Genomic DNA, 26,156 nt, shown 5'->3' with positions numbered 1-26,156 from the left:
TGTAGTACATGGCGTTATCCCGAGAAAGTTTCGACAGCGACTCCCACCCTCCTTCTCGTTTTCAGGGGAGGGGCTCCCGGTAGAATCCGAACATGGATTTCCAGCCCACCCCCGAGCACGAACTGGTGCGCGAAAGCGCGTTCAAGTTCGCGCGCCAAGAGATTCTGCCGGGACTTCGCGAACGAGACCGCAACCATTCGTCGGACCGATCCCAGCTTGAGAAGTTGGCGGAGGCGGGGCTCACGGGAATCTCGATTCCCGCCAAGTACGGCGGCTCCGACACGGACTACATCTCCCTTGGCATCGTGTGCGAGGAGCTGGAGCGCGGGGACACGAGCGCGCGTGTGTTCATGAGCGTCCACAGCGGACTGCACTGTCTGACGCTGATGCAGTGGGGCACGTCCGAGCAGAAACACCGATGGCTGCCGGCTCTGGCCAAGGGCGACCGATTCGGCGCGTTCGGCCTCACCGAACCCAACGTCGGCTCGGATGCGGTCAACATCCGAACCCGGGCCGTCCGCGATGGAGACAGCTACGTTCTGAACGGCGAGAAGACGTGGATCAGCCTTGCCGACTATGCCGATCAGTTCCTGGTGGTCGCGGTCACCGACCCCGAGGCCAAGTCCAAGGCAGCGGGTTTGACCGCGTTCGTCGTCGATCGAACGATGCCGGGCTTTCACAGCAAGCCGCTCGAGGGCAAGTTGGGCGTGCGGGCGGGCAACACGGGTCAGATCTTCTTCGAGGACGTGCGCGTCGGCGCGGAGAACCGAATCGGGGACGAGGGCGACGGCTTCAAGGTCGCGATGTCCGCGTTGGATCACGGGCGCTTCACGGTCGCCTCGGGGGCGGTCGGCATCGTGCAGGCGTGCCTCGACGCGTGCGTGCCCTACGCGCGCTCCCGCAAGGTCTCGGGTGAGGAGATCGGGCGCAAGCAGCTTGTGCAGCAGATGATCGCGAACATGGTGCAGTCGCGGGACATCGGCCGGCTCCTTTACGAGAAGGTTGGTTGGATGAAGAACCAGGGTCTTCGCCACACGCGCGAGGTCAGCCTCGCCAAGTGGGTGAACTGCGCCAACGCATTCCGCTCGGCGAACGACGCGGTCGAGATCCACGGGGCCTACGGCTACATCGACGAGTTCCCCGTCGAGCGGTACTTCAGGAATTCCCGCGGGGCGATGATCTACGAGGGCACCCACGAGATCCACACCGTGGTTCAGGCCGAGTACGAGCTTGGCTACCGGGAAGACCGCCCGCTGAAGCACCAACTGCCCACCTGGCCGTTCGGCGAAGACGTGTAGCGGCTCGACGGGCGTGCAGGTCGATGCCGGTGCCACGCCCGCTCAACGGGCGTGAATGCCCAGCCTTGGGTATGCAAAAGGCGCCCGTTCCTCGCAGAGATGGGGGCGCCTTTTCAAACCAAGCGGGTCAAGCGATTACCAGCGGCCACGACCGCCGCCACCGCCCCCGCGGTCGTTGTCGCGCGGACGCGCCTCGTTGACCGTGAGCGTGCGCCCGCCCAGTTGGGAACCGTGCATGGCGCCGATCGCGTCGTCCGCCTTTTCGGCGGGAACGTCGACGAATCCAAATCCACGGCCTTCGATCACGCGCGCCGTGCTCGCGTCGTAGGCACCGAACGCTTCCAAGAGGTCCGCCTCGGTGCACGAATAGGGCAAATTGCCCACGTATAGCGACTTGTTAGCCATTGAATCCTCCCGAGGCCGCCAAGCCCCGTTTGCTCGGTTTGCGGTTCGGCTTCAACTTCAGACAGCCGTGGCGGCGTACTCAGTCGGACCCTAACAGAAACCTGACGCCCCTATTATATCAATTAGTCCCCGGAAGGGGGAATGAGCGTGCGCTGCACCACGCCGAGCGTGTCGCGTCGGAGGCGGGCGTAAGCGAACTCGGCGAGCCGTTCCAGGTTCACCACGTCCGCCTTGTTGTAGGCGATCAGGGTCTCGAGCGCCCGTTCGCTTCCCCGCCACTGGTGTGCGCGCCAGAGTTTTACGGCGTCGAGACCCGTGAGGTGCTCGATCTCCGGCGCACGCGGAATGCCGAGCACGCGCTCGATGTTCTTGAGTCCGCCGCGGTAGCCGATCTTGCGCAGCGCCGGGCAGAGATCGAGGTGGATCTGGTCGAACACGAGGCCGGGAAATCGCTGCTCCAGCACCGGAAGATCGAAGCCGGCCCCGAAGAACGTCACGATCATCGAATAGTGGCTGATGCGGTCCCGAAACTCCTCCAGGTCGCGCCCCTTGATCAGACACTGGAACGCGCGCCCGTCCCACATGCCGATCGTCGTGACCGAATCGCCGCCCTTCGAGCCGTCGGTCTCGATGTCGAGGTAGACGCAACGATCGCGAAACTCGGGAAAGGCGCGCCACGCCTCCCCCAATCCCAGGGGTTGCCGGAAGTGCTGGTGCACGCCCTCCTCAAGGCATTGGCGCGAGCGTTCGATTTCTCGAACGACGTCGTTGCGCGCAGCCGTGCCGAAGGAGTACTGCTCGGGATGGGCGAGCAGACAATCCCAATCGTCGCAGCCCTGTTCCCACAGCGACCTCTCCATCTTGCGGCCGATGCCCGGCACGTGGAGGAAGGTCTGCCGAAGCACCTAGCCGCCGCCGCCGCCCGCCTGGTCGCGGGGAACCGGCTTGATCACGTTGGCCCCCTCGTTCGGGATCGCCAACGTGCGTCCGCCCTGGCCCCAGGGGAAGCGTTTGGGATTGCCGTCGTACCAGTACGTGCCCGTATCCAGGTTCTTGTCGAACTCGCCGTACATCAAGAAGATGCCTTTGCCGACGAAACGGGCCTGCATGTCCCGGCCAAACCACTGGAATTTGCGGAACTTCCCTTCGACGACGAGCTTGCCGGTTCCGAAGAACACCTTCCGGTCTCGGGCGTCGTACTCCTTGATCAGCCCCTCGGACGCGGTGACCGTGCCGTTGGGCTCGAGTTGGCTCACCAGGACCGAGCCGGTGAACTGGATTTCGAGACGACCCTCCGCGGGGTCCTTCGTTCCGGTGATGCGAAAGCTGCCGACGTTGGTCTGCAGGTTCAAAACGCCCCAATCGGGGCGGGTGGCCGCCGGTGCGGGCGTCCCCGCGCCGCCCTGGGCGAACACCAGATACGCGCAGACGCCCAAGAGGGCGGTGCCGGCGGTCATTCGAGATAAGGAGCGTGAGATCTGCATCGGGACGGTCCATTCTATCCGATTCGATTCCAATCAACGCCTGGCGAACCTGTGAATGTTCCCGAGAACGTAGCGCGGCGCCCCCGTCGTAGACTAAAATGAGGAGCCGATGAAAAACCGTACAGGAGCGATCGTTTCCGGTGTCGTCGCGTTGCTGGCCATCGTAGGTCTGGTCGCGGCCTTCGTCACCAATGCAAGTCCTTATGTGACCGTCGCCCAGGCAAAGTCCGCTTCGGGCGAGAGCCTCCATCTCGCCGGCGAGATCATTCCCGGATCCCTCGAGAACCAGATGGCTCAGGGCGTTCTGAAGTTCCGGGTGCGCGATGCCGAAGGCAACGAGGCACCGGTCGAGTATCGGGGCAGCGCCGTTTCGAACCTGAACGAGGCCAAGCAGGTCGTCGTGGTGGGTTCGATGAAGGAAGGCGTCTTCAAGGCGCACAAGATGCTGGTCAAGTGTCCGTCTCGCTACGAAGGCGAGAAAAAGGCCTAACGGGTGGGCGAGTTTGGGCACCTTGGGTGGCCGACCGCGCCCGCGTGGTCGGTTTTCGCAGGTGCCGCTGGTCGGGTTCTCGTCCTTGCCGGGCTGGCTCTCTTCGCCGCGTCGATTCTCTTTTGGCTCCTCGCCCCCAGACACGCGCGCTTCGGGCGTTTCGGGGGATGGGCGTTCACGCTGGGCGGCTTCACCGTCTTCGGCGCGATCCTCTGCCTCGGCTCGCTGTTTGCGGGCGATCAGTTCCAGTACCAGTACGTGTTTTCGCGCGGAGACGCAAGCACGGCGCTCAAGTACAAGATCGCGGGCATCTGGGCGGGCCAAGAGGGCAGCTTCCTGCTTTGGGCGACGACGTCGGCCCTCTTCGGAATCCTGGCCGCGCCCCGGACCGGGGAGCACCGTCGCTGGTTCACGATCCCCTTCGCCCTCTTTCTGGGCGCCCTCTGCGGCATCCTCGCCTATGAGACGCCGTTTCGCCTGATTCCGGAAGCGGGCAACCTCGTCCCGCCGACCGGCGCTGGGCTCACACCCTCCCTGCAGAATTACTGGGTCGTCATCCACCCCCCCACGATCTTCCTTGGGTTTGGGAGTTTGGCCGTGCCGTTTTGCTGGGCGGTCGCAGCGATGGTCGGCCCGCGCACCTCGACCTGGATCGCGGGCGTTCGGCCTTGGGCGATCGCGGGGGTGGGGCTGCTTGGTGTCGGCCTTTGCATGGGTGGCTTCTGGGCCTACGAGACGCTCGGCTGGGGCGGCTTTTGGATGTGGGATCCGGTCGAGAACGTGAGCTTTGTGCCGTGGCTCCTTCTGGTGGTGTTCATCCACGGCCTGATCGTGCAGGGCACCCGGTCCAGTTGGGGCGGGACGAATCTGCTGTTCGCGGGCCTTCCCTTCCTCGCGTTCGTCTACGGCACGTTCCTCACGAGGAGCGGGTTCCTGGCCGACGCGAGCGTGCACAGCTTCGCCCAGATGGATAGCACCGCCCACAAGGTGTTGCTGGGCTTCTTCTTCGTGTCGCTCCTCGGATACCTGGCCCTTTGGGTCGTGCGTGGCCGCACGGTGCGCAGCGAGGCCAAACCGCTCGCGGGCGACGGGGTTCATCGCGAGGCCGGTTACCGCTGGGGAGTCCTTCTGCTGAGCGCGATGGCTGCGTCGACCGCCATCGGGATGAGCGTGCCGCTGTTCATGGCCCTGACGGGACGCCAACCCCGCGTCGTGGAGGAGCACATCTACCACTTGGTGCTCTCCTGGTTCTTCGTGCCGATCCTCATGCTCATGGCGATCGGGCCGTTCCTGTCATGGCGTCCCAAACCCCTTCGCGCCACCTTGGGCGAGATGGTGAACGTCCTCAGCATCTCCATCGCGACGATCGGGTTGGCCATGCTGGCGATGAACCGCTCCGATTGGACCGCCGGCGCGTACAACGGAGACACCGTGGCGTTTCCCGCAGGCGTCCAGGTTCCGTTGAAGCCGTGGGTGCTGTTCCTCGCCTTCCTTTGCATCTTTGCCGCCGCGGCCAATTTGTGGCGCCTGGGGTCGCTCTGGAAGCGCGGACGCTCTTCGGCCGGTGGCTTTCTCGCGCACGTCGGCGTCGCCGTGCTCATGGCGGGGCTGGTCGTTTCCAGAGGCTTTGAGCAGAAGTCGCAGGTCGTGCTGGTCGAAAAGGACGGCGCGGGGTCGGCCTTGGGGTACGTGATCCGATACAAGGGCCGCTCCATCGAAAAGGGAGACCCGTCGGATTTCCTCTTCGACCGCAACAACAAGATGCTGTTCGATTTGCGCGGGCACGGCGAGGAGTTCGTCGCCGATCCAGGGCTCTTCTACTTCCGCAACACCGAGTCTCCCGAAGCGACGCCGAACCAGATGGTCTGGCCCTCGATCCACCAAACCCTCTCGCACGACATCTACTTCACGCTGCGGAGCGAGGAGTTCGACATCGGGGAGCCGCAGATGCTCAAACCAGGCGAGACCAAGCAGTTCTCGGGCCTGAGCGTCACGTACGAAGAGATGGTGACCACGGGCGCGCCCGGCGTCCCCGGAACGCGCTTTGGAGCCCGTATCAAGGTCGAGGCGCCGGGCGAGGGGCTCTCGGCCGAGGTGACTCCCGAACTCGAGCTCACCCAGAGCGGATTGGTTCCCCACTTCGCCTCGACGGGCCAGGGCGTTCTCGTTTCGATGCAGGCCATGGATGCGGCGAGCCGGAGCGCGTTGATCCAACTGCACCGCGAGCGCCCGGCCTACCCGGTGGAGCTCTTCTACAAGCCGATGACGATCCTTGTCTGGGTCGGGACGGGTATCTTGGCGATCGGCTGCGCGATCGCCGCCTGGTTCCGACGTCCTCGGAGGCACTCGGCATCCGAGGCGTCCGAACGTACCGAGCCGGCGATCGAACCGAGCGCGAAGGCGCCGGTGAACGTCTAAAGAACTGTCGATGCAACTCAAGCAACTCCTGAAGGCGAAGCTGCACCACGCACGGGTGACCTATGCGAACCCGGATTACGTGGGCAGCATCGAAATCGATGGCGACCTCCTCGCCCAGATTGGGATCGAGGACGGCGAACTGGTGCACGTCTGGGCCGTGGATCACACCAGCCGCATCCAAACGTACGCCTTTGCCGGGCCGAAAGGCGTAGTCGGCATGAACGGCGGCGCGGCGCACCACTTCTCGCCGGGCGACCGGGTGGTCATCGCCGCCTTCGTCCTGTCCGACGAGCCCGTGACGCCCAAGATGCTCCATCTCGGGGAGTCCAACGAAGTGCTGGGCGACATGACCCCGTTCAGCGTGCTCGGCTGAACGGGTCTCGCTTCTAAGGCACGATCTTCCAGACCGCGCGATCGATCCAGATGGACCACGATTGGGCGACGTCGGCCGCCACGTTCGTCCAACCGACGCGGGCGCGCACCGCGCGCGTTCCGGGTTCGACGAACCGGCTCTGACCACCGGGCGCCTGGACGGTGATCGTCTGGTCGCTCGTTCCGGCGAAGCGGACGTCCGCCTGGACCCACGTGCGGGACGAGAAGTCGAACAACTCGAGGACCTGTCGGAATCCACTTGCCTGCGCGCGGGCCTCGAGCACGAAGGCGACCGAGTTCGGATGCTCCGTCACAGCCCTACCCTCGACCTGGACCCAGATTTCGTGGCCGATCTCGTCGGCGGCGAGGTTGCGGCGCACCTGGAGGTACGAATCGTCGCTGGAGACCAGCGAGGCGAGGTTGCCCTGGACGGGAATGCCTCGAAGTACCCGATAGGACGTGGGCGCCTCGAACCGAGTGACGGCTTGCGTTGGGTCCACCACGAACAGGCCCCGGTTGATGTCGCTGATGATGACCGTGCCGCTCGGGAAGAAGGGGAAATTGCTCCACGCGCCGTCGAACCCGGTGCTGTTGTTCGGCGGATACGTGTCGAAGAAGCCGACTTGAACCGGGGCGGTGGGGTTGTCGTTGGCATCGAATATCCGCAGGCCGCTCCGGTAGTTGGCCTGGAAGATGAACCCGTCGCGCACATAGAGGTTGTGGTCGATCGCCGACTCACCCGAGGTGAAGGTCGTGACCAGGGACGCTTGCTCCAAATTGGAGACGTCGAAGACCATCGTCCGGGTCGTGAAACCCGAACCGGTCTCGTCCATCTCGTCGTCGAGGTAGAGGTAGTGCCGGTCCGCGGAAAGCCACGCCTGGTGCGTGTATCCGATGCTCGGGTAGGTCAGAGTGCGAACGACGCTCGGGTTGTTCTTGTCCGTCACGTCCACGATCACCGCGCCCAAGTTCGCCGCGCTCCCGAACAAAATCTGTCGTCCCGCATAGGGTCCACTCGTGTAGGTGACGATCTGCGCGTCGTGGATGTAGATGTTGGTCATCGAGTCCGAGCCGACCTGCACCGGGTTGGTAGGAACCGAGAGGTCCCAGCACGTGGTCGTTCCCGATCCGCCACGCGATCCGAGGGAATAGAGGAAGCCGCTGGTCGTATCGATGGCGAGGTTGTGGGATCGATCCGGGGCGGGCAACGTCCGAACGAGGTTGACCACGTGGTTGTCGATGTTCGACAGGTCGATCACCTGGATGCCGGTGCCGGAGGTCTCCGTCACGACGTAGGCGCAACTCTTGTAGACCTTGATGTCGCCCCACGTGCTGCTGGGGTGGGAAATGGACGCGAAGTAGTTGGGAGCGGACGGGTTGGTCACTTCGACGATCGCAAGCTTGTTGTTGCAGCCCATGAGCGCATACTCTCGGCCCGAAGGCGAAACGTAGCCCCAGCAGTCGTTGCCCGACTGGGCGCCGAACGTGTTGAGCGAAACTTGGCTCCTCAGAACGACGTTGTTCGCCGGATACTGCGCGTCCGCCGCCCCAAACAGCCCGACCACGGCCACCAGGGCCCCAAAGCGTTTGCTTCTCAAAATGGACATTTCTCCCCCACGAACTCCCTTCATTGTCACACAACTTTCCAACGAAGCGACCAGTGGCAGAACGAGACGACCCCCCGAAAAGTTCGCCATACCGAACGATCTGGGGTTATCATGCTGTCATCCGCACCGGGAGCCCTGATGTTGAAAAAGCTTGCACTGTTGTCCGCAGCCGGCGTCGTCGCCGCCGCCGTTTGGGCTGCGGGACCCCCGCAGGTGGAGGGTCGCGGGAAGCTGGAGTTCGAGGGACATCACGGCGCGGGAGCCGCGAGCTTTGAGGTGTCCGCCAATCCCGACGGCCGCGGGGTCGCCGGTCGGTTTTTGTTCTCCGCGGAGGGCATCGACCTCGATGGCTATGCCCCCCTTTCCCCGGGGGACGGGGGCTATCCGGACGTGGTGGTCAGCGCCGAAAGACTGGGGAGCCTGTCCGTCCAGGGGAATGTAGCCACGATTCGAACCAAGGGCCAGCTTCATTTCACCCCGGTCGTCCTCACCCTGACCTTGACGGACAGCCACAGTCGCACGGTCGCCGATCACTTCTTCCTGCGCTGCGACTTGCCCACGGGCGAGCATGTGTTCCACGTCGATGGGGATCTGGTGCTCGGAAACATCGTGATTCGCTAGCGCCGGGGCGGCCGGTAGACTGCGCCACGTGAGCGCTCAGACCTCTCTCCTCGAACGGCACGCCACCCTCAACGCACTCCAAAAAGCGGCCGCTGTCCTGAATTGGGACCGCCAAGTCGGAATGCCTCCCGGCGGCGCTGCGGCGCGCACGGCGCACGTCGGCCAGCTCGCCCGGCTCGCCCACGAACTGGCCACCTCGGATGAGCTTGCCGCGCTCCTCGAACGTGCCGCGTCCGAGGCAGAGCCGGGGTCCGACGATGCGGCCACCGTTCGCGTGCTGCAGCGCGAAGCCGAACTCCAGAGGAAGATGCCCCGGGCTCTGGTCGTCGAGAAGGCGGCGGTCTCCTCCGAGGCGTACGAGGTATGGAAAGCCGCTCGAGAAGCGGCCGATTTCGCTCCGATGGAGCCCTACTACGCCCGCCTGTTCGACATCGCCGGGCGTACGGCCGAAGCGCTTGGTTACGAGGAGCACGTCTACGATCCGTTGCTGGACCTCTTCGAAGAGGGGGCGAAGACCTCGGATGCCCGGAAGATGTTTGAAACGATCCAGCCTCCGATCACGGCGATGGTGCGGCGCATTCAGGAGGCCGGACCGAACGTGGACGACTCGTTCCTCGAGGGACCTTGGGACGACCAGGTCCTCCGTGGCGCGATGGAGCGGATTCTTCAGGGCATCGGCTTTGACTTCCAATCCGGACGGCTCGACGTCGCTCCCAACGCCTTCTGCTCCAACTTCTCCGTCTCCGACGTCCGCATGACCACGCGCCCGGCGTCCCACCTCAAGGGCATTGTGTTCAGCTCGCTGCACGAGATGGGACACGCTCTCTACGAGCAGAATTCGCCCAAGGAGTGGGATCGACAACCGTTGTGCGGCGGCATCTCGCTTGGCATCCACGAGAGCCAATCGCGTCTTTGGGAGAATATCGTCGGACGCAGCCCCTTCTTCTGGAATTGGGCTCTTCCCTTCCTTCAGGAGGCGTTTCCGGGGCGGCTCGATGTCGGACCGGAGCGGTTTGCCGCCGCGGTGAACAAGGTGGAGCCCGGACCGGTGCGCATCGGCTCCGACGAGCTGACCTACAACCTTCACATCCAGGTGCGGTTCGAACTGGAGTGCGACGTGCTGACCGGGCAAGTCCGGGTGCGTGACCTACCCGACGCCTGGAACGCGAAAATGGAGCGGTATCTCGGGATCACGCCTCCCCACGACGGGCTCGGCGTGCTCCAGGACGTGCACTGGTCGCGTGGTTCGATCGGCTACTTCCCGACCTACGCCATGGGGAACCTGATCGGCGGCCAGGTGTGGCAAGCCCTGAAGCAGGACCTTCCTCAGGCCGAAGAGGGGATGGCGCAGGGCGACTTCAAGCCGATTCTGGGTTGGCTCACGGAGAAGATCTACCGCCAAGGCAAGCGCTTCACCCCCAAGGAGCTCCTGGTCCGTGTTGCTGGATCGGAAATGCGCGCCGATGCGTGGCTCGGGTACGCGCAGGCCAAATTCGGGTGCTAACGCCCCTTGTACACGGCCGCGTCGATCACTGCCCAGAGATGGAACACCCATCCGAGCAGGAAGAACCACCCGATTCCCGCAAGCACGAAGAATGCGATCGCGGGAAGCACCCGGCCCTGGATCAGCTGACCCAGGCCTGGAATGAAGAAACTCGCCAAGGCGGCGATCACGTTGCCCGTCGAACCCTGTCCTGACATTTGGTAACCCCGCTACTAGGGTAGCAAAAACCCGCGTCGAGCGACAGGGCTTTCGGACCATCGACACGCCCGCAACGGGCGCACCCTACGTCGTTGCGGGTGCTTTAAACTGTTCGACGTACCGGAGGCAGCACGCCCGAACCCGCGCGCGAACACGGTTGATGTAGGCCGCACGCTCGGTCGCGGAGACCGCGCCGCGGGCGTCGAGCAGGTTGAACGCGTGGGAGCACTTCAGGGCCAACTCGAACGCGGGATAGACGAGCGCGTGGGCTCCTTCTTCCTGAGTCTCCGGTTCCTGCGAAGTGAGAATCCTCTTGGCGTCGTCCCAAAAGACCTTCGTTTCGATCACGCGCTTCGACTCCGCCTCGTACATGTCGAACAGTTGGAACAGGAGGTCGGTGGAGGCCACCTCGAAGTTGTAGACGTTCTCCTGCATCTCGAGCTGGTAGTTGACGTCGCGGTAGGAGAGCGTCTCGTTCCACATCAGGTCGTCCCAGAACGAGTTCTGCTTGTTGACCATCAGGCAAAGCCGCTCCGGGCCGTAGGTGATCTCGGCGCACACGGGGTTGCAGTCGATTCCGCCCATCTGTTGGAAGAACGTGAACTGGGTGATCTCGGTGCCGTCGAGCCACACTTCCCAACCCACGCCGCTTGCGCCCAGCGAGGGGGACTCCCAGTCGTCCTCGACCAGCCGTACGTCGTTTCGCTTCACGTTGAATCCCAGGGCGTCGAGTGACCCCATGTACAGGTCCACCACGTTGTCGGGGCTGGGCTTGAGGATCACCTGATACTGGTAGTAGCGCTGCGAACGCATGGGGTTCAGCGTGTACCGCCCGTCCGCGGGTCTGCGGGACGGTTGGACGAACGCCACGTTCCATGGATGCGGACCCAACGAGTTCAGCGTCGTTGCCGGGTGCATCGTGCCGGCGCCCACCTCGGTATCGAACGGCTGAAGCAAGGCACACCCTTGGGCGGCCCAGTAATCGTCGAGTCGGCGGATCAGCTCTTGGAACGTCACGCGCAAGAGTGTACTTCCCCGCGGTTCCGCAAATCCGATGGGTCCTTTGGCGGGCGGATGCCATCAGTGTGATATCATATCGATAGGTGAGGAGCCTACTAGAAAGATGAAACACGAGTATGAGGTTCGGGGTCTTCCGGGATGGCTGATGCTGTTGGTGAGCATCGGCTTGTTCGCTGGAGGTGTTTGGTCCATTGTCTCGATGGCACAGATGGCGGATCAGGGAGGGCAGGTAGGCGGGATGGAGGTCGGACGACTGATCGGCTTCTGGCTGCTTTGGAGCCTAACCCTCCCGGGATTCTTCATCGTCGAACCGAACGGAAGCAAGGTGCTGCTGCTCTTTGGAAGCTACAAAGGGACGGTGAAGGCCGCCGGATTCCACTGGACGAACCCCTTCATGACCAAGCGCTCTCTTTCCCTGCGCGTGCGTACGCTGAACGGGGAGAAGCTCAAGGTCAACGACCTATCGGGCAATCCGGTGGAGATCGCGGCGATCGTTGTGTGGAAGGTTCGCGACACCTTCGAGGCCGCCTTCGAGGTGGACAACTACGACGACTACGTGATGATGCAGTCCGAAACGGCCGTCCGGCACTCGGCCTCGACCTATCCTTACGACGCGGAAGACGACACGGTCTCGCTTCGCCGCAACACCTCGGAAGTCTCCGAGCACCTGACGCAGGAGCTGAGCGAGCGGCTTTCGCGAGCGGGCGTGGAGGTCCTCGAGGCCCGGTTGTCCCACCTGGCCTACGCGCCGGAAATCGCAAGCGCCATGCTTCGCCGACAGCAGGCGGCCGCGATCATCGCCGCGCGGCAGAAGATCGTCGAGGGCGCGGTGACCATGGTGGACATGGCCCTCAAGCACATCGAGAAGGACGAGATCGTCAAACTCGACGAGGAGCGCAAGGCGCAGATGGTCTCGAACCTGATGGTCGTGCTCTGCAGCGACCATTCGGCGCAGCCCGTGTTGAACACAGGGTCGCTGTACTAGGGGAACCATGGCCGAGCGCAAATCCGTCCTGCTCCGAATTCCCGAGCCGCTTTGGCGACAGCTGAAGCGGCTCGCGGAGCAGGATCTGCGCAGCGTCAACGGCGAGATCGAGTTTCTCCTGCGCGACGCGCTCAAGCGGCGCGGGCACCGGTTGCCTCCGGAGTCGGACGAAGAACCTCCCGAGTGATCTCCGGGACTTTGGGACCGCCGGGATTGCGAATCTCGCCGCGATGCAGTTAACTTCCAAGAGCGGGCCGGTTGTGTCTGCGGGAGTTTTCAATGATCAAGAGTTTGGTTGCGCTGGCAGCGGTTGCGACGATGGCAGGAGGATGCGGCGTGGTGCACGTCATCGACCGGATCTCCGACGGGGGACCTCGAATCGAAGGCTCCGGCAAGGCCGCGAGCGAAGTGCGGCAGGTGTCCGACTTCAAGGGGATCGTCGTCGAAGGGGCGACCGATGTGGTCGCCAAGGTCGGTCCCAAGGTTTCGGTCAAGGTCGAAGGGGACGACAACATCGTCCCGAAGATCATCACCAAGGTCGAAGACGGCAAGCTCGTCATAACGTGCGAAGAGTCCTACTCGTCCCGCACGCCTCTGAAGGTGACCGTCACCGCCCCGTCGCTGGAGGAGATCTCCGTGAAGGGTTCGGCGAACGCGGTGATCGACGGAGTGAAGTGCTCGAGCTTCTCGGCGAGCATCGCCGGTTCTGGGGACGTCACCGTACGCGGCACCGCGGACAGCGTGGACGCCTCCATTGCGGGCTCGGGCGACATGGACCTCTCGGGTCTCAAGGCGAAGAACGCCGACGTTTCGATCAGCGGCTCGGGAGACGTCTCGGTGTTCGCGACCGAATCGCTGGAGGGGGCGATCGCAGGCAGCGGCGACATCGCCTACAGCGGGAATCCGGGCAAGGTCGAGCGATCGATCGTGGGCTCGGGCGAGATCCACGCGGCCGGCTGAGACACTGGGGAGGTGCCACGCCCGTCTGGCGGGCGTGGCATCTCCTGCCGCGGCCGGCTGAACCCACCTAGGCTGGGTCTGCTGGCTGAACCAGGGGTTGGATTTTGCGGAAGGCATCCAAAACCACCGGGTCGAACTGCTTGCCGCTGCATCGCTCCAACTCCTCCAAAGCAAGGGTTTCATCGAGCCGGTTCCGCCAAGGCACATCCGAAACCAGGACGTCGTAGGCTTCGGCCAGTCCAATGATCCGAGCGCCCAAGGGGATCGCCTCGCCAGAGAGGCCATCGGGATAGCCTTCCCCGTTCCACCACTCGTGGTGGTGTCGGATCATGGGCGCCGCGGGCACGAGCCACAGAGTTCCTTCGATCACCGATTCCGCGGCGCTCGCGTGCTCTCGGAGGGCCGCGAGTTCGATTTCGTCGAGCTTCCCGAGCTTCTGCATCAGACGGGCATCGACGCTCACTTTCCCGACGTCGTGGAGCAAGGCCGCCCACTTGAGGTGGATCAGATCGTCTTCGCGGACACCGAGCCGATCGGCCGTGGCGACCGCGTACACGCTGACCCGATGCGCATGGGCGGCCTCGCCGGGGTTGTGCGCGTCCAAGGTCGTGAGGAACTCCCGCACCCGGTCGTTGAGCTGCGCCAGTTGGTTCATTGGGCGATCACCAGGCCGGCCAGCGTGCGCCCCGCGAGCCTGACTTCATCGTCGTCCAAGGTGCGGGGATCCAGCCACACGAGCCCGTCCTCGATGCGGGCCACGATCGGAGGGTTGGCTTCGCGCAACGTCTTGGCGAGCAGGACGGGGTCTTGGCAACGGAGCCCGACGCGGACGGTGGGCACTCCGATCCCGGGAGCGCAGCCGCCACCCACCTCGGTAAGGCCCTCGGACACCTGGGTCGCGCCGGGATACGCCCTGGCAAGTCGCCTCGCCGCGCGGCGAACCTCGTCCAAGGGTCGGGCCAGCGAGCGCAGGGTCGGAATCTCCTGTTGGCGGCCCTGCTGGTAGAGGCGCAACGTCGCCTCCAGCCCGGCCAAAGTGAGTTTGTCGACGCGGACGGCGCGCGCCAAGGGGTGGCGCCTGGCGCGCTCGACCCACTCTCTGCGTCCGAGGATCAGGCCCGCCTGCGGCCCACCGAGAAGCTTGTCGCCGCTCGCAGTAACCAGGTGCGCCTTCGATCCCACGGCTTCCTGCAGCGTCGGCTGATGGGGAAGCCCGTAGGGCCGGGTGTCCACGAGGCAACCCGATCCCATGTCGTCGATGAGGGGCACGGCAGCCTCGTCGGCGAGGGCGACCAGCTCACCGAGCGAAGGTTCTTCGACGAAGCCAACGATGCGGAAGTTGCTCGGATGGCAGCGGAGAATGGCGCCCGTCTCCTCGCCTAGCGCTTCGCGGTAGTCCGACAGTCGCGTCTTGTTGGTGCAGCCCACTTCGACGAGGCGGCATCCGCTGTTTCGCACGATGTCGGGCATCCGGAAGGAGCCTCCGATCTCCACCATCTGGCCGCGGGAGAGCACCACTTCCCTCCCCGAGGCCACCGAGGCCAAGGAGAGGAACACCGCAGCGGCGGCGTTGTTGACCACATGGGCGGCCTCTGCTCCCGTGAGCGAGCACAACATCGTTTCGACGTGGGCTTGGCGGTCGCCCCGAGTCCCCTCCGCCAGGTCGAACTCCACCGCCGCGTGCGAAGCGCTGGCCGCTCGGATCTGCTCGACGGCCTCTGCTGCGAGCCGCGCCCTGCCCAGCCCCGTATGGAGAATCACGCCGGAGGCGTTGATGACGGGCCTGAGAGACGCCTGGGCGGCGCGCCCCGCCTCGGCCTCCGCCCGCGCCTCGATCGCCTCGCGCGCGACTTCGCGTCCTGCCTTGAGTTCTGTCCTGGCCCAAGCGATGGCCTTGCGGGCCGACTCGGCACGCAGGGCGGGTGCGTAGGACGACAACGCGGGGTGTTGTGCGAGAACATCGACCTTGGGGAGCGATCGTAATCCGGTCATCAGAAGTTAGTTTAGCGGGTGGCGCTGGTCCCGCATGGCGGGGATTTCGCTTTCGGCGGGATCAGCCCTGGGGGCCGGAGGGTCCAGAAGCCCCACCCCGAGTGGGGTTCGACGACCTGCAAGTGTACAATTGGACGGTGAGCCAACCTCCTCCTTTCGCCCAGCCGGGACCCGTTCCCGGGAAGAAGAACAACACGCCGTTGATCCTCGTGATCATCTTTGTGGCTTTTGCCTGCGTTTGCGTCCTTCCCGCGGTGCTGCTCTACAACGTGGGCAAGTTCGCACTCAAAGAGGGCTTGCCGATGGCCCAGTGCGGGATCGCTTTCGAGCACGTGCGGGAGGCCCTCGAAGAGTACGCGAAGGAGCACGATGGAACCCTGCCCAAAGCCGCGACTTGGCAGGACGACGTGAGGCCCTACTACCGGAAGATCGCCGAGAAGGCCAAGGATGAACTCGGTCCCATCGAACCGATGGGGGCCGACGAACCCTGGGGTTGCACCCAGGAGAGCGGCATGACCGGGATTGCGTTCAACGAAGCGCTCGGCGGAAAGAAGTTGGCCGACATCAAGGACCCCGAGGGCACGCCGCTGATCTTTGAAGTCGAAAAACCGTCGCCCAACGCCCACGAGGCGTTCAAACGGCGTGACCGCGCGACCGGCCCCATGATCATGAACGAGCACCGCGATTGGATCGTTGTGAACGTGAAGGGCTCGCAGTCGATCAAGGCCGGTCGTGGCGGATCGGCGAAGATTTCCATCGACTGATGGGCTTTACGATTGAACTCGGGAACGCGATGGTGCGTCATCGCGTGACGTATACTGAATCGCTACCCAGCGGCAAGGAGCCAACATGTTCGGATTAGGCGGCCAGGAACTTCTCATCGTCCTCGTAATCGTTCTTGTACTCTTCGGAGGCAAGAAGATTCCCGAGTTGCTTCGCGGCGTCGGAAAGGGTGTCGGCGAGCTTCAAAAGGGCCTTCACGAAGGGCGGAACGTCATCGAGAAGTCCTACCAGGAAGAACTCCACGCAAAGGAGAACGAGGCCGAAAGGGCCAAGCCGGCCGACACGGCGGACACGTCCAACCAACCGGGTTAAGCCCCGCGCGGTTCGATCACCCTGCTAGAGCGGTTTGCGACGCATTTCCGCCCACGGGCGCGGGTAGGTTTGTGCCGTCGCCTCCACCTTCCTGTACACCGGCAGCAACCGAGTCACGTCGGTCCCCGGGACGGCGCGCTCCTCCAGGGACTCGAGGGTGAGCCCGAGCCTCTTGACGGGAACGCGCTCGGCCTCTTCCCTTTCGGCCGGAGTCCGCATCGGAAGGACGATCCCGCCCACCCGGCAAGGCGCCGCGCTCAGTTCGAGTTGGAGGGCGAGAGGAGCGACCGCTCGGCCGGTGACGAGGTCGAATCGGTCGCGCACTCCCCACGCTTCGGCCCGTGCGTTCACCACGGTCAGATTGGGTAGCGGAAGCTGTTCCAGGAACCGCGTGGCCTTCCCCGACGAGTCGAGCGCGGTGACCTGAAGGTCCGGACGCACCGCCGCCAAGGGCCAAGCGGGGAAACCCGCCCCCGTTCCGATGTCGAGCACCGAGGCCCCGCGATCCGCGAACTCGGCGACGAGCAGCGAATCTGCGACGTGGCGGGTCATGAACTCCCCGCGAGGCACCCGGGTGAGGTTCATGACCTCGTTGGCTCGGTAAAGGGCCTCCTCGAACCGCGCCAGGGCCTCGACGACCTCGGGGGCGCGGATCAAGGGGACCCCTCGGACGGAGGGCCCTGAGGCAGTTGAATCAGATCGAGATCGAAGGTCTTCACCTGGATCCCGTCGAGAAAGATGTTGAAGCGGTAGGTGCCGGGTTCGATGAAGTGCAGGTCGTGAAACACATGCACCTGGTTGAGGACCCGATCCCCGTGTCCGAGGCGCATCTTTCCGTGAAGGTCCGCGAGCGTGCGCGCGTCGCCGTCGATCAGTTGGACGTGCACTTCACGCTCCTGCCCATCGTCCTCGGGCTCGATCTCCATGGACACCACCAGATACAGGGTGCGGTGAACCGCCGGAAAATGGGGCGCGTAGAGACGGTCGATGACCCCCGAGATGTTGAGACGGCCGTCGTTGGTCACGTTGGCGTAGTCGCACGCAAGCGCATAGCGCAACTGCATGCCGGAAGGTTACTCCGTGCCGACGTCGAACGAACGGGTTATGGAGTCTCGCATGTCGCGCCGTCGCTTTGGGAAGGTGGCCCTCACGGCAGGGCTGGCGTCGGTCGCCGGGGCCGCCGCCGCGGTTCCCGCCGCCCAATCGGGGGAGGTCGAAGAGTTGGAGAAGCAGCTCGCAACCCCGTTCTCGCCGGAATCCAAACCCCTCGTCGGTGGGGCGCTCAAGGCCGTACGCGACGCATCGAAGGAGCGGATGAAGCACGCCCTTCCGGAGAACAGCGAACCTTGCACGCGCTACGTTCCAAGCACGGAGGAGGCGCGTTGATGTTTGGCCCCTACTCGACGATCGCCGCACTGCAGCAGGCGCTCGAACGCAAGCAGGTCTCCTCGGTGGAGATGACGCGGGACTATCTGCGGCGACTCGAGACCCTCGGCCGCGCCCACAACGCCGTGGCGGAGATCACGGAAGAGCGCGCGATCGCTCAGGCCAAGGCAGCCGACGCCCGCCGGGCGGGAGGAGAGCGCGGGCCCTTGTTGGGAATCCCGTTCGGCGTCAAGGATCTCCTAGCCACCAAGGGAATCCCGACGAGGTGGGGATCGCCGGGGCACGACGACCAGGTGTTCGATTTCGACGCAACGCCGGTCGCGAAGCTGCAGGAGGCGGGGGGCGTGCTCGTGGCCAAGTTGTCGATGGTCGAGCTTGCGGGTGGCGGCAACTACATGGTTCCCGATGCGAGCGCCTCCGGCCCCGGCATCTGCGCCTGGGACCGAAGCCGCTGGGCCGGTGGATCCTCGACCGGCTCGGGCGCCGCGACCGCCCTGGGCTGCGTGGGCTACAGCCTTGGGAGCGAGACCAGCGGGAGCATCACCTGTCCCAGCGCGTTCAATGGGGTCACCGGCCTCCGGCCCACGTATGGCCGTGTCAGCCGCTATGGAGCGATGGCGCTCTGCTGGACGCTCGACAAGATCGGACCGCTGGCCCGTTCGGCGGAGGATTGCGCGACCGTTCTGCAGGCCATTGCGGGCCCCGACCCGCACGATCCCAGCACCCTGAGCCAGAAGTTGGCCCTCGGCATGCGGGGACGACGTCCCCGGATCGGCCTGTTGAAAGAGTCATTCGAAGCCAACGACGCCCAGGCGTGCGAGAAGGCCTATGCCGACGCGCTGTCCGTGTTCAGGAGCCTGGGATACGAGACGGTCGACGTCGCTTACCCCGACCTGCCCTATGGCCTCGCGGTCGGCCTCATCGTCGATGCGGAGGGAGCGAGCGCCCACGAGCATTTCATCCGCGGCCCGAGGCTCAACCAGTTGAGGGACCCCCACCAGGTGGCAGGATTCGCGGCCTCGCTGGAGACCAAGGCCGTGGACTACCTTTGGGCCATGCGCCTTCGGACGGAGGCTTTGAAGGCGAACACCGTGTGGGACCAGTGCGACTGCATCTTCACGCCGGTCTTTTACCACGCGGCGGTGCCGCTCTCGGAGGGCTTCGAGAAATCCTTCGAGAAGATGGGCGGCGACGGCGGTCCGGCGAACCTCTTGGGTTGGCCTGCGGCCGCGTTTCCGATCGGTTTTGAGGATGGCGCGCCTCTGGGGGGGCAGATCATCGCCCCCGCAATGAGGGAGAATGTCTGCATCCGAGTCGCACGGGACTTCCAACGCGCGACCGACTGGCACACACGGCGCCCTCCCGAAATGGGCCCAACCTAGGAGAACAACACCGCATGAAGCAGACCACCCTCGCGATCGTCTTGGCCGCCCTCGCATCGGCCCCCGCTTCCGCCCAGGTTTTCGGCGGCAACCAAATGGCGAAGGCGTTGCCCTTCCGGGTCACGCTCGGTTACGGCCGCACGGAGACCTTCCGCAACAACGCGTCGCAACGGGTCCATCTCGAAGGCCCCGAAATCGGCCTGGAAATTCCTCTCGCACGGCCCGCGCCGGGAGCGCCGGTCATCATGCTGATGCCGTCGGTGCTGCTCGGGGGGCAGTTGACGCACGGGGGCGATACGGACGGCTACGTGTACCGAGGCCAGATCGGCGTGAACGCACCCATCGGCGCGAAGGGCTTTTACACGCGCTTCGCCATCGGCTACAGCGCTTCCCAGGCTCGGAACAACGAGTTCGAGGACCAGTCCGGGTTCACCCAGCGCTACACGGTTGGCTACGGGCTGAACACCTACGGGGCGGCGGACAAGGCCTCTCTGGAGGTCTCGTACCACACCGGCTCCGACGGCGCGCTCCGAGGTTGGACCTTCGGCGCGAACATTCGATTCTAAACTAGAACAGTCGTCCCAGTTGGTGGATGCCCACCGCCGACAGGTAGGCGAGCACGGTCATGTACGTGAACATGAACGCGGCCCACTTCCAACTGTTCGTCTCCCGCTTGACGGTGGCGAGGGTGGCCATACATTGGCAGCATAGGGCGAAGAACACCATCAGTCCGACGGCCGTCCAGGGCGTGACGAGCGGACGGCCGTCGGGCCACCTGGCGGACTGAAGCGCCGAGCGGAGATCGCCGGACGCCTCATCGACGTCGCCTCCGAGATTGAAGAGGATTCCCAGAGAGGCGACGACCACTTCCCTGGCCGGAAACGCCGCCAGGATGGCGGTGGAAATGCGCCAATCGAAACCTGCCGGCTCGAACACGGGCTCGATCGTCTTGCCGAACCGCCCGAGGAACGAGTGGGCGAGGGCATACTCGTCCACCGAATGCTGGATGCCTTGCGGCGTCGCCTCCGGATGCTCCGCCGTGAGCCTCGCTTCGTACGCCTTCAGGTCGGTTTCGGACCGGGGAAAGTACGACAGGGCCCAGATGACCACGCTGAGGACGACGATGATGGTGCCGGCCGTTTGGACGAACGCCTTGCCGCGGAAGTAGACGCTCAGCCACACGTCTCGCCACTTCGGCCACTGATACGGGGGCAGCTCAAGCAGGAATGGAAGGCGCTTCCCGCGCAAGACGCCTCGATTCAGCACGAACACGACGGGGATGGCGACCACCAGGCCCACCAGGTGCATGCCGAAGAGGGCGATGCCCGCCCATATTGGACCGAACTGCGGTTCGATGAACGCCCCGATCAGCAGGAGATAGATCGGGAGCCTTGCCGAACAGCTCATCAGCGGCGCCACGAGAATGGTCGCCAAACGGCTCTTGGGATCGGGCATGACGCGCGCGGACATGATGCCGGGAATGGCGCATGCGAAGCTGGACAGCAGCGGAATGAACGCCCGTCCGTTCAACCCGCACCAGCCGAGGAGCCGGTCCATCAAGAAGGCCGCACGGGCGAGATAGCCGGTGCCTTCGAGCGCGGCGATGAAGAAGAAAAGGATGCAGATCTGGGGCAGGAACGTCAGCATCGTGCCCACGCCGCCGATGAGCCCGTCGGCGAGCAGGGATTGAACGACCGGCGCGCCTTCGAGGGGTGGACGGATCCAGGCGGCCAACTGGTCGAAGGCGGCGGTCATCACGTCCATCAGCGGCGCGGCCAAGGTGTAGATGGACAAGAAGACCACGCACATGATGCAGGCGAAGGCGGCCAGGCCGAAGACGCGGTGCGTGAGAAACCAGTCCAGACGGTGCGAGGTCGATGGGCGCGCAGGCGAAGATTGGGTGACCACCGCGCGCTGGACCATCTGGGCCCAGCCGTAGCGACTCGACGATTCGATCTTCGGCGGCAAGAGTCCCTCGGCCTCCAGCTCCTCGCGCGCCTCCGCGAACGCGGACCGGAGTTCCAGGGGATATCCCTCCTCGTCGGATTCCGGTTGAGGGGCCAGCAACGCCTTCCTCACGGCCGCCTTGGGGGCGTCCATGCCGGCTCGCGCGAGGCGTTCGCAAAGTGCCGCGACCTTCGTTTCGATGCCGATCGGGTACTCGAATTCGACGTTTGCCCGGCGGGGGGTGTCCAGACCGCGCTCGATCGCCTCCCGAAGTTCGACCAGGCCGATTCCCTTATGGCTGATTACGGGAACCACCTCGACCCCAAGGAGATTCGCCAGCTTGGCCGTATCGATCGCTTGACCCCGACGCGCCAGGATGTCGGTCATCGTGAGGGCGACCACCATCGGGTAACCGGCCTCAGCCAATTGCCCGAAGAAGAACAGATTGCGCTCGAGATTGCCCGCATCGAGCACGCAAAGGAGCAGATCGGGTGCCGGAGTGCCTGGCGAGAGGCCTTTGAGGACCGCCACGGCAACCTCTTCGTCCTGGGAAACGGGTTCCAGGCTGTAGAGGCCGGGAACGTCGATGCACTCGACTGACCGGTCGCCCAGGCGCAGAGAGCCCACGACCTTCTCGACGGTCACACCCGGGTAGTTCCCCACCTTCTGGAAGGAACCCGTCAGGCCGTTGAAGAGGCTGGTCTTTCCCGCGTTGGGATTGCCAACGATTGCCACGAGCGGCCGAGCCGCTTCCAGATGAGGGGCGTTGGAGGGCAACGAGCTACTCCACGAGCTCGATCTCGAAGTCGGCCGATTCCCTGCGCCGCAGACAGAGTCGGTACCCGCGGAGGTCGATTTCGACAGGATCGCCGAAGGGGGCGACCTTGACCACGGTGAATTCGGTGCCAACGGTCAAGCCCATCTCTTCAAGACGCCGCACTTCGGGCGAACTCGAATGGACTCTCACGACCCGTGCGCGCATCCCCTGTCGAACCTCTGAAAAGCGCATGCCTTTGGCGACCCCGATCATGAGGGGATTATAGCCACTCCAAAGAAAAGTTTTGACGTGTCCAAACTATTGGGGTTGGCGGACGACCTTGAACAGGGCCGGATCCACCTTGCCGTCGATCTTCAGATTCACGTCCCAGACGCTGCGGACTTCGATGACCGTGGGGTTCTCGGGGCCCGCGCCGACCGTTTCGACGACCACGTAACGGCGGAGTTCGCCGGACGGGGTGAGATACATCTCGTAGGTCCCGTGAGCCGGGGCCGTCCCATAGGGCCGCCAACGCCCGGCGATCAGGTCCAGCCTCTCGTCTCCGACCAGGACTTGGCCGCGGTACTCGAGGGTTGCCCACTGAAACGTAAGACCCTTGAGGTCGTCCGGATCGCCGATGACGATGTCGAGGGGCGCGGACCGGTCGCCGATGCTCGATGCGGCGGCTTTGTAGATGCCGCGGGTGTCGAGCGTGACGTCGTTCTGTTTGACCTGCTCCACCAAGCGCGGCAGGTTCGCGGCCCCGGGGAGGTTCTCGGGCGTGTTGTAGGAGAACTGGGTTCCGTCGCTCACGACGAGCCACGTCATGGGCTCGCTCGACCGAAGCTGCTGGCGTATGTACAGCTTGCTGGGCTTCTCGTACTGGAGCGTGGTCTCGATCGTGACCGAGTTGCGCTGGGCGGACTGGGTGAACCGGATCGTGCCCGTCATGCTGGAGGCGGCCGAGTAGCGGCCGAGCATGCGCGAGACCAGCCCGCTGGCGCTGACCTTCGCGCTCTCTTGGGCTCCGACCGATACGGTCAGCAGGGCGATCATGATGACGAGCGGTGTTTTCCGGTCCATTTGATATCCTCGACGTTCGCTTCGCGGTTTGCGGTGCGGGCTGCGACGAATGCCCAATCAGAAAGACGGTTCAGGAAGATCAGCGAATCGTCGTGCACTTCGGATTCGCGCGCGAGATTCAACACCGCGCGCTCGGCTCGACGGATCAAGGTGCGCGCCAGGTGGAGGTGCGATGCGAACGGGCTGCCGCCGGGAAGGATGAACTGGCGCAGCGGAGCCAGCTCCTCCTCCTGTCGGTCGATCGACGATTCGAGCGAAGCCGCGGGAGCGACCAGGGCCCTGTCGTCCGGCGGATTGGGGTTGGCCAGGCGCGCGCCCAGGTCGAAGAGCCACTCCTGGATCGACTCGATCTCGGCGCGGAGCGAGGAGTCGCCCGCCGACGAACGGCACAGACCCAACGCCGCGTTCGCCTCGTCGACGCTTCCAATCGCGTCGATCCGGGCGCTGCTCTTCGGAATCCTCCCCCCGCCGAGCAATCCGGTCTCGCCGGCATCTCCTCCCTTGGTGTAGATCTTCATCGGTCGCGCAACACCATCCAAACGAATCGGGGAAGGCTCAACACCTTCTGGTACTTGCGCGGGTTGAGCATGAGCCTCCACAGCCATTCGAGTCGCAGCGTCTGAAACAATTTCGGCGCACGGCGAACGCGCCCGCTGAAGACGTCGAGCGAACCACCAACCCCCATTGCCACCCGCGCACCCATCAGGTGGAGGGTGGAGGCGATGAACTTCTCCTGCCGCGGGATGCCCATGGCAACGAACACGAGATCGGGTTGTGATTGGGCGACTTCGCGCGCCACGACCTCATCGCTCTCAGGTGGAAAATAGCCGTGCCGGGTCCCCACGATCAGGCAGCCTGGATGGCGCAGGCGCAGGCGCTCGGCCGCCATCTCGGCGACTCCCGGAGACGAGCCGAGCAGGAAGACGCGATACCCCCGGTCCGCACTGCGCCCGCACAACGAGTCCAGCAGATCAACGCCGCTGACGCGTCCCGCGATCGGCGCGCCAGAGCGCTTCGCCGCCCAGAGGATGCCGACGCTGTCGGGTGTGACCAGATCGGCTCTTAGGAGGATCTCGCGGAACTCCACGTCGGACTGGGCCGCCACGATGCCGCTGGAATCGGCGGTCACCACCATGTGGGGCCGATCGACGGCCAGATAGCCCTCGATGCGCGCCACGGCCTCGTCCATCGTGACGCGGTCCACTGGTATGCCAAGGATGGAAACGCGCGGGGCCTCGCCACGCTTCGACTGGATCAACATGGCCTTGTACGTGCTGGAGATAATACTATGCTTGCGAAGATTCCCGCAATTTGCAAGCCCTGAGCGTTCAGACCATGCGCTATCATGAGGTTTGCGTTGCGTGCGAGGCCAACCAGGGGTTGGGCCCTTGCCGATGCGACGCACCGGAGGATTCCCAGTCACATGTATTCCAAGCGTGCGTTCACTCTCATCGAACTCTTGGTCGTCATCGCGATCATCGCGATCCTTGCGGCCATCCTCTTCCCCGTCTTCGCGCAGGCAAAGGAAGCTGCCAAGAAGATCTCCTGCCTCAGCAACCTGAAGCAGAACGGCACGGCCGTCGCGATGTACACGACCGATTACGACGGCGTCTACCCCCAGAGCGCCTACTCTTTGGACCAGATTCAGGGGATCATCGTCCCTGGAACCGGGGCGCGCGTTTTCGCCATGTACGACGCGATCATGCCCTACACCAAGAACATCGACATCTACAAGTGTCCCTCGGACCCGGAAGCGATCAAGTGGAAGCAGATTCTTGCCTCAATCGGACTTCAGAACGCGGGTGCGGCCGGAGGGAACATCACCATCGCGAGCCTCGCCCCGAACTTCGCGCTCTTTGAGGATCCGGGCGTTCCGCCGAACCTGTTCGGGGCCGACCCGACGATCAGCGAGGGGCAACTCGAATTCCCCGTCGACACGGTCATGTTCTACGACTCCCATTACGTGGGCGCGGGCGTGCTGAATCCGGATGCTCCGGCCGGCAGCCCCTATCGCACCCCCGCGGGGCCGTTCGACCGCACGAACTTCCCCGGTTTCGCCCGCCACTCCGAGGTGCTCAACGCCAACTTCACGGACACCCATGCGAAGTCGCTCAAGCGAAACGCGGTCATTCCGGGCACGGCCCCCGATCCGTACTACAGCGGCGCCTCCGCGGTCCAGGTCTACAACCTCCCGTACGACCTGAACGGCATTCCGAGTCTGATCGCCGAGCCGAGGGCCTAAGGGACGGGAATCGGGAGTCGGGAATCGGGAGACGGTCAAGATTCCCGATTCCCGATTCCCGATTCCCGTCTCCCGATTCCCGTCCCCAGCGGTATCATGGGAACGCGCATGGCGAACACGATCCGACTGAAAATCCAGCGCCGAAAGGACGCTGACGCCGCCCCTTATTGGGAGTCGTTCGAGATTCCCTACCGCGAGAACCTCAACGTGATCTCCGCGTTGATGGAAGTCCGCAAGAATCCCGTCAACACCGAGGGACAACTCGTCGAACCGGTCACGTGGGAAGCGGCATGCCTCGAAGAGGTGTGTGGGGCCTGCTCGATGAACATCAACGGCGGTGTGCGCCAGGCGTGCACGGCGTTGATCGACGACGTCGGTTTGGTAGAGGGAGACGCCTTGGTCGTCGAGCTCCGGCCGATGACCAAGTTTCCGCTCGTGCGCGACTTGCTGGTGGATCGATCCCGGATGTTCGAGGGGCTGAAGAAGGTCAAAGGCTGGGTCCCCATCGACGGTTCTTTCGACCGCGGCATGGCGCCGCCGCAAGACGACCACGTGCGCCACATTCGCTACGCTTTGTCGCGTTGCATGTCCTGTGGTTGCTGTTTGGAGGCTTGTCCGCAGGTCAACGAACGCTCCTCGTTCGTCGGCCCGGCGGCGATCGGATCGACGCTTCTTTTCAACCTCCATCCCGTGGGCCAGACCCTCGAGGACGAGCGCTTGGAATTCATGACGGGCGAAGAGGGCATCACCAACTGCGGCAACGCCCAGAACTGCGTGAAGGTCTGTCCCAAGGAAGTTCCCCTGACCTACGCGATCGCCCGGATCAACCGAGACACGACGAAGTACAAGCTCCGCAAGTGGTTCGGGATGATGGGTTGACCGCGTTGCTTGGGAACTCTCCGAGCATCCC

At 64.3% G+C, this 26,156-nt stretch carries 31 protein-coding genes; 16 read left to right on the top strand and 15 right to left on the bottom strand.

All coding sequences use genetic code 11. From position 1 onward, the window contains the following. Nucleotides 1-92 precede the first annotated feature (92 nt). On the top strand, nt 93-1,298 hold the full coding sequence (locus tag M9921_00960; GenBank protein ID MCO5295405.1) for an acyl-CoA dehydrogenase family protein: 1,206 nt from the start codon (nt 93-95) through the stop codon (nt 1,296-1,298). 135 nt (nt 1,299-1,433) lie between these two features. On the opposite strand, the gene M9921_00955 is transcribed toward M9921_00960, so the two are convergent. The 3 genes from M9921_00955 to M9921_00945 form a co-directional block, all read right to left on the bottom strand. Further along, a complete protein-coding gene (locus tag M9921_00955) occupies nt 1,434-1,703 on the bottom strand; it encodes an RNA-binding protein (GenBank protein ID MCO5295404.1) in 270 nt (89 codons plus the stop codon). Nucleotides 1,704-1,825: 122 nt separating this feature from the next. Further along, a complete protein-coding gene (locus tag M9921_00950; protein ID MCO5295403.1) occupies nt 1,826-2,608 on the bottom strand; it encodes a ribonuclease H-like domain-containing protein in 783 nt (260 codons plus the stop codon). Next, nucleotides 2,609-3,160: a hypothetical protein gene (locus tag M9921_00945; GenBank protein MCO5295402.1), complete on the bottom strand. Its 552-nt coding sequence runs from the start codon at nt 3,158-3,160 to the stop codon at nt 2,609-2,611. Nucleotides 3,161-3,296: 136 nt separating this feature from the next. Between M9921_00945 and M9921_00940 the strand changes: the two genes are divergently transcribed. The 3 genes from M9921_00940 to M9921_00930 are packed head-to-tail and all read left to right on the top strand — an operon-like array spanning nt 3,297 to nt 6,468. Then, the gene (locus tag M9921_00940) at nt 3,297-3,677 is read left to right on the top strand and encodes a cytochrome c maturation protein CcmE (protein ID MCO5295401.1); all 381 of its coding nucleotides are present in this window, start codon (nt 3,297-3,299) and stop codon (nt 3,675-3,677) included. 3 nt (nt 3,678-3,680) lie between these two features. Beyond that, nucleotides 3,681-6,095: a cytochrome c biogenesis protein CcsA gene (gene ccsA, locus M9921_00935; GenBank protein ID MCO5295400.1), complete on the top strand. Its 2,415-nt coding sequence runs from the start codon at nt 3,681-3,683 to the stop codon at nt 6,093-6,095. Nucleotides 6,096-6,105: 10 nt separating this feature from the next. Then, nucleotides 6,106-6,468 (top strand): aspartate 1-decarboxylase, encoded by a 363-nt coding sequence (locus M9921_00930; GenBank protein ID MCO5295399.1) that lies wholly within the window; start codon nt 6,106-6,108, stop codon nt 6,466-6,468. A 13-nt stretch (nt 6,469-6,481) separates the two neighbouring features. Here the strand turns inward: M9921_00930 and M9921_00925 are convergent, their stop codons facing one another. Beyond that, on the bottom strand, nt 6,482-8,074 hold the full coding sequence (locus tag M9921_00925; GenBank protein MCO5295398.1) for a choice-of-anchor B family protein: 1,593 nt from the start codon (nt 8,072-8,074) through the stop codon (nt 6,482-6,484). 138 nt (nt 8,075-8,212) lie between these two features. Between M9921_00925 and M9921_00920 the strand changes: the two genes are divergently transcribed. Both M9921_00920 and M9921_00915 read left to right on the top strand, forming a co-directional pair. Next, nucleotides 8,213-8,695: a hypothetical protein gene (locus M9921_00920; protein MCO5295397.1), complete on the top strand. Its 483-nt coding sequence runs from the start codon at nt 8,213-8,215 to the stop codon at nt 8,693-8,695. Nucleotides 8,696-8,723: 28 nt separating this feature from the next. Further along, nucleotides 8,724-10,199, top strand: a complete 1,476-nt coding sequence (locus M9921_00915; GenBank protein MCO5295396.1) for a carboxypeptidase M32 — start codon at nt 8,724-8,726, stop codon at nt 10,197-10,199. Here M9921_00915 and M9921_00910 read toward each other — a convergent pair. Then, nucleotides 10,196-10,396 carry a hypothetical protein gene (locus tag M9921_00910; protein ID MCO5295395.1) on the bottom strand — a complete coding sequence of 67 codons (201 nt, stop codon included), beginning with the start codon at nt 10,394-10,396 and terminating at the stop codon, nt 10,196-10,198. The genes M9921_00915 and M9921_00910 overlap by 4 nt on opposite strands. Nucleotides 10,397-10,481: 85 nt before the next feature. After that, complete coding sequence (locus tag M9921_00905) at nt 10,482-11,414, bottom strand: glycine--tRNA ligase subunit alpha (protein MCO5295394.1); 933 nt, start codon at nt 11,412-11,414, stop codon at nt 10,482-10,484. Nucleotides 11,415-11,520: 106 nt separating this feature from the next. Here M9921_00905 and M9921_00900 point away from each other — a divergent pair, with 106 nt between their 5' ends. The 3 genes from M9921_00900 to M9921_00890 all read left to right on the top strand — a co-directional run bounded on the left by M9921_00900 (nt 11,521) and on the right by M9921_00890 (nt 13,362). Continuing rightward, nucleotides 11,521-12,402, top strand: a complete 882-nt coding sequence (locus M9921_00900) for an SPFH domain-containing protein (protein ID MCO5295393.1) — start codon at nt 11,521-11,523, stop codon at nt 12,400-12,402. Nucleotides 12,403-12,409: 7 nt separating this feature from the next. Next, nucleotides 12,410-12,589: an Arc family DNA-binding protein gene (locus tag M9921_00895; protein MCO5295392.1), complete on the top strand. Its 180-nt coding sequence runs from the start codon at nt 12,410-12,412 to the stop codon at nt 12,587-12,589. A gap of 92 nt (nt 12,590-12,681) precedes the next feature. Then, entirely contained in the window at nt 12,682-13,362 is a 681-nt protein-coding gene (locus M9921_00890) for a DUF2807 domain-containing protein (GenBank protein ID MCO5295391.1), read from the top strand. Between the two features lie 67 nt (nt 13,363-13,429). Here M9921_00890 and M9921_00885 read toward each other — a convergent pair whose 3' ends face one another. Both M9921_00885 and selA read right to left on the bottom strand, forming a co-directional pair. Further along, nucleotides 13,430-14,017, bottom strand: a complete 588-nt coding sequence (locus tag M9921_00885; protein MCO5295390.1) for an HD domain-containing protein — start codon at nt 14,015-14,017, stop codon at nt 13,430-13,432. Next, the gene (selA, locus tag M9921_00880) at nt 14,014-15,354 is read right to left on the bottom strand and encodes an L-seryl-tRNA(Sec) selenium transferase (protein MCO5295389.1); all 1,341 of its coding nucleotides are present in this window, start codon (nt 15,352-15,354) and stop codon (nt 14,014-14,016) included. Before selA ends, M9921_00885 begins: the two co-directional genes overlap by 4 nt. 137 nt (nt 15,355-15,491) lie before the next feature. On the opposite strand from selA, the gene M9921_00875 reads away from it, so the two are divergent. Continuing rightward, on the top strand, nt 15,492-16,118 hold the full coding sequence (locus M9921_00875) for a hypothetical protein (GenBank protein ID MCO5295388.1): 627 nt from the start codon (nt 15,492-15,494) through the stop codon (nt 16,116-16,118). Nucleotides 16,119-16,203: 85 nt separating this feature from the next. Beyond that, nucleotides 16,204-16,449: a twin-arginine translocase TatA/TatE family subunit gene (locus tag M9921_00870; protein MCO5295387.1), complete on the top strand. Its 246-nt coding sequence runs from the start codon at nt 16,204-16,206 to the stop codon at nt 16,447-16,449. A gap of 24 nt (nt 16,450-16,473) precedes the next feature. On the opposite strand, the gene rsmG is transcribed toward M9921_00870, so the two are convergent. After that, nucleotides 16,474-17,106, bottom strand: coding sequence for a 16S rRNA (guanine(527)-N(7))-methyltransferase RsmG (gene rsmG, locus M9921_00865; protein MCO5295386.1), 633 nt, complete (start codon nt 17,104-17,106; stop codon nt 16,474-16,476). Then, nucleotides 17,103-17,513, bottom strand: a complete 411-nt coding sequence (locus M9921_00860; protein MCO5295385.1) for a hypothetical protein — start codon at nt 17,511-17,513, stop codon at nt 17,103-17,105. The genes rsmG and M9921_00860 overlap by 4 nt, the downstream gene beginning before the upstream one ends. Before the next feature lie 52 nt (nt 17,514-17,565). Between M9921_00860 and M9921_00855 the strand changes: the two genes are divergently transcribed. Genes M9921_00855 through M9921_00845 form a run of 3 tightly spaced genes read left to right on the top strand, consistent with a single transcriptional unit; the run spans nt 17,566 to nt 19,783 of the window. After that, the gene (locus M9921_00855; GenBank protein ID MCO5295384.1) at nt 17,566-17,835 is read left to right on the top strand and encodes a hypothetical protein; all 270 of its coding nucleotides are present in this window, start codon (nt 17,566-17,568) and stop codon (nt 17,833-17,835) included. Next, nucleotides 17,835-19,217, top strand: coding sequence for an amidase (locus M9921_00850; protein ID MCO5295383.1), 1,383 nt, complete (start codon nt 17,835-17,837; stop codon nt 19,215-19,217). Before M9921_00855 ends, M9921_00850 begins: the two co-directional genes overlap by 1 nt. Before the next feature lie 14 nt (nt 19,218-19,231). Further along, the gene (locus tag M9921_00845) at nt 19,232-19,783 is read left to right on the top strand and encodes a hypothetical protein (protein ID MCO5295382.1); all 552 of its coding nucleotides are present in this window, start codon (nt 19,232-19,234) and stop codon (nt 19,781-19,783) included. Between the two features lies 1 nt (nt 19,784). Here M9921_00845 and feoB read toward each other — a convergent pair whose 3' ends face one another. The 5 genes from feoB to M9921_00820 are packed head-to-tail and all read right to left on the bottom strand — an operon-like array spanning nt 19,785 to nt 24,265. Further along, nucleotides 19,785-21,899, bottom strand: a complete 2,115-nt coding sequence (gene feoB / locus M9921_00840) for a ferrous iron transport protein B (protein ID MCO5295381.1) — start codon at nt 21,897-21,899, stop codon at nt 19,785-19,787. A gap of 46 nt (nt 21,900-21,945) precedes the next feature. After that, the gene (locus M9921_00835; GenBank protein MCO5295380.1) at nt 21,946-22,194 is read right to left on the bottom strand and encodes a ferrous iron transport protein A; all 249 of its coding nucleotides are present in this window, start codon (nt 22,192-22,194) and stop codon (nt 21,946-21,948) included. 45 nt (nt 22,195-22,239) lie between these two features. After that, nucleotides 22,240-23,004 (bottom strand): hypothetical protein, encoded by a 765-nt coding sequence (locus M9921_00830; GenBank protein MCO5295379.1) that lies wholly within the window; start codon nt 23,002-23,004, stop codon nt 22,240-22,242. Then, entirely contained in the window at nt 22,974-23,522 is a 549-nt protein-coding gene (locus M9921_00825; protein MCO5295378.1) for a cob(I)yrinic acid a,c-diamide adenosyltransferase, read from the bottom strand. Before M9921_00825 ends, M9921_00830 begins: the two co-directional genes overlap by 31 nt. Then, entirely contained in the window at nt 23,519-24,265 is a 747-nt protein-coding gene (locus M9921_00820) for a WecB/TagA/CpsF family glycosyltransferase (GenBank protein MCO5295377.1), read from the bottom strand. The genes M9921_00825 and M9921_00820 overlap by 4 nt, the downstream gene beginning before the upstream one ends. 162 nt (nt 24,266-24,427) lie before the next feature. Between M9921_00820 and M9921_00815 the strand changes: the two genes are divergently transcribed. Both M9921_00815 and sdhB read left to right on the top strand, forming a co-directional pair. After that, nucleotides 24,428-25,246, top strand: a complete 819-nt coding sequence (locus M9921_00815) for a prepilin-type N-terminal cleavage/methylation domain-containing protein (GenBank protein MCO5295376.1) — start codon at nt 24,428-24,430, stop codon at nt 25,244-25,246. Between the two features lie 108 nt (nt 25,247-25,354). Continuing rightward, nucleotides 25,355-26,125, top strand: a complete 771-nt coding sequence (gene sdhB / locus M9921_00810; GenBank protein MCO5295375.1) for a succinate dehydrogenase iron-sulfur subunit — start codon at nt 25,355-25,357, stop codon at nt 26,123-26,125. Nucleotides 26,126-26,156 lie beyond the last annotated feature (31 nt).

The organism is Fimbriimonadaceae bacterium, from assembly GCA_023957775.1.
Taxonomy (GTDB): domain Bacteria; phylum Armatimonadota; class Fimbriimonadia; order Fimbriimonadales; family Fimbriimonadaceae; genus JAMLGR01.
Note: the sequence above shows the minus strand (reverse complement) of the source record. Positions and strands in the feature narration are given on the sequence as shown.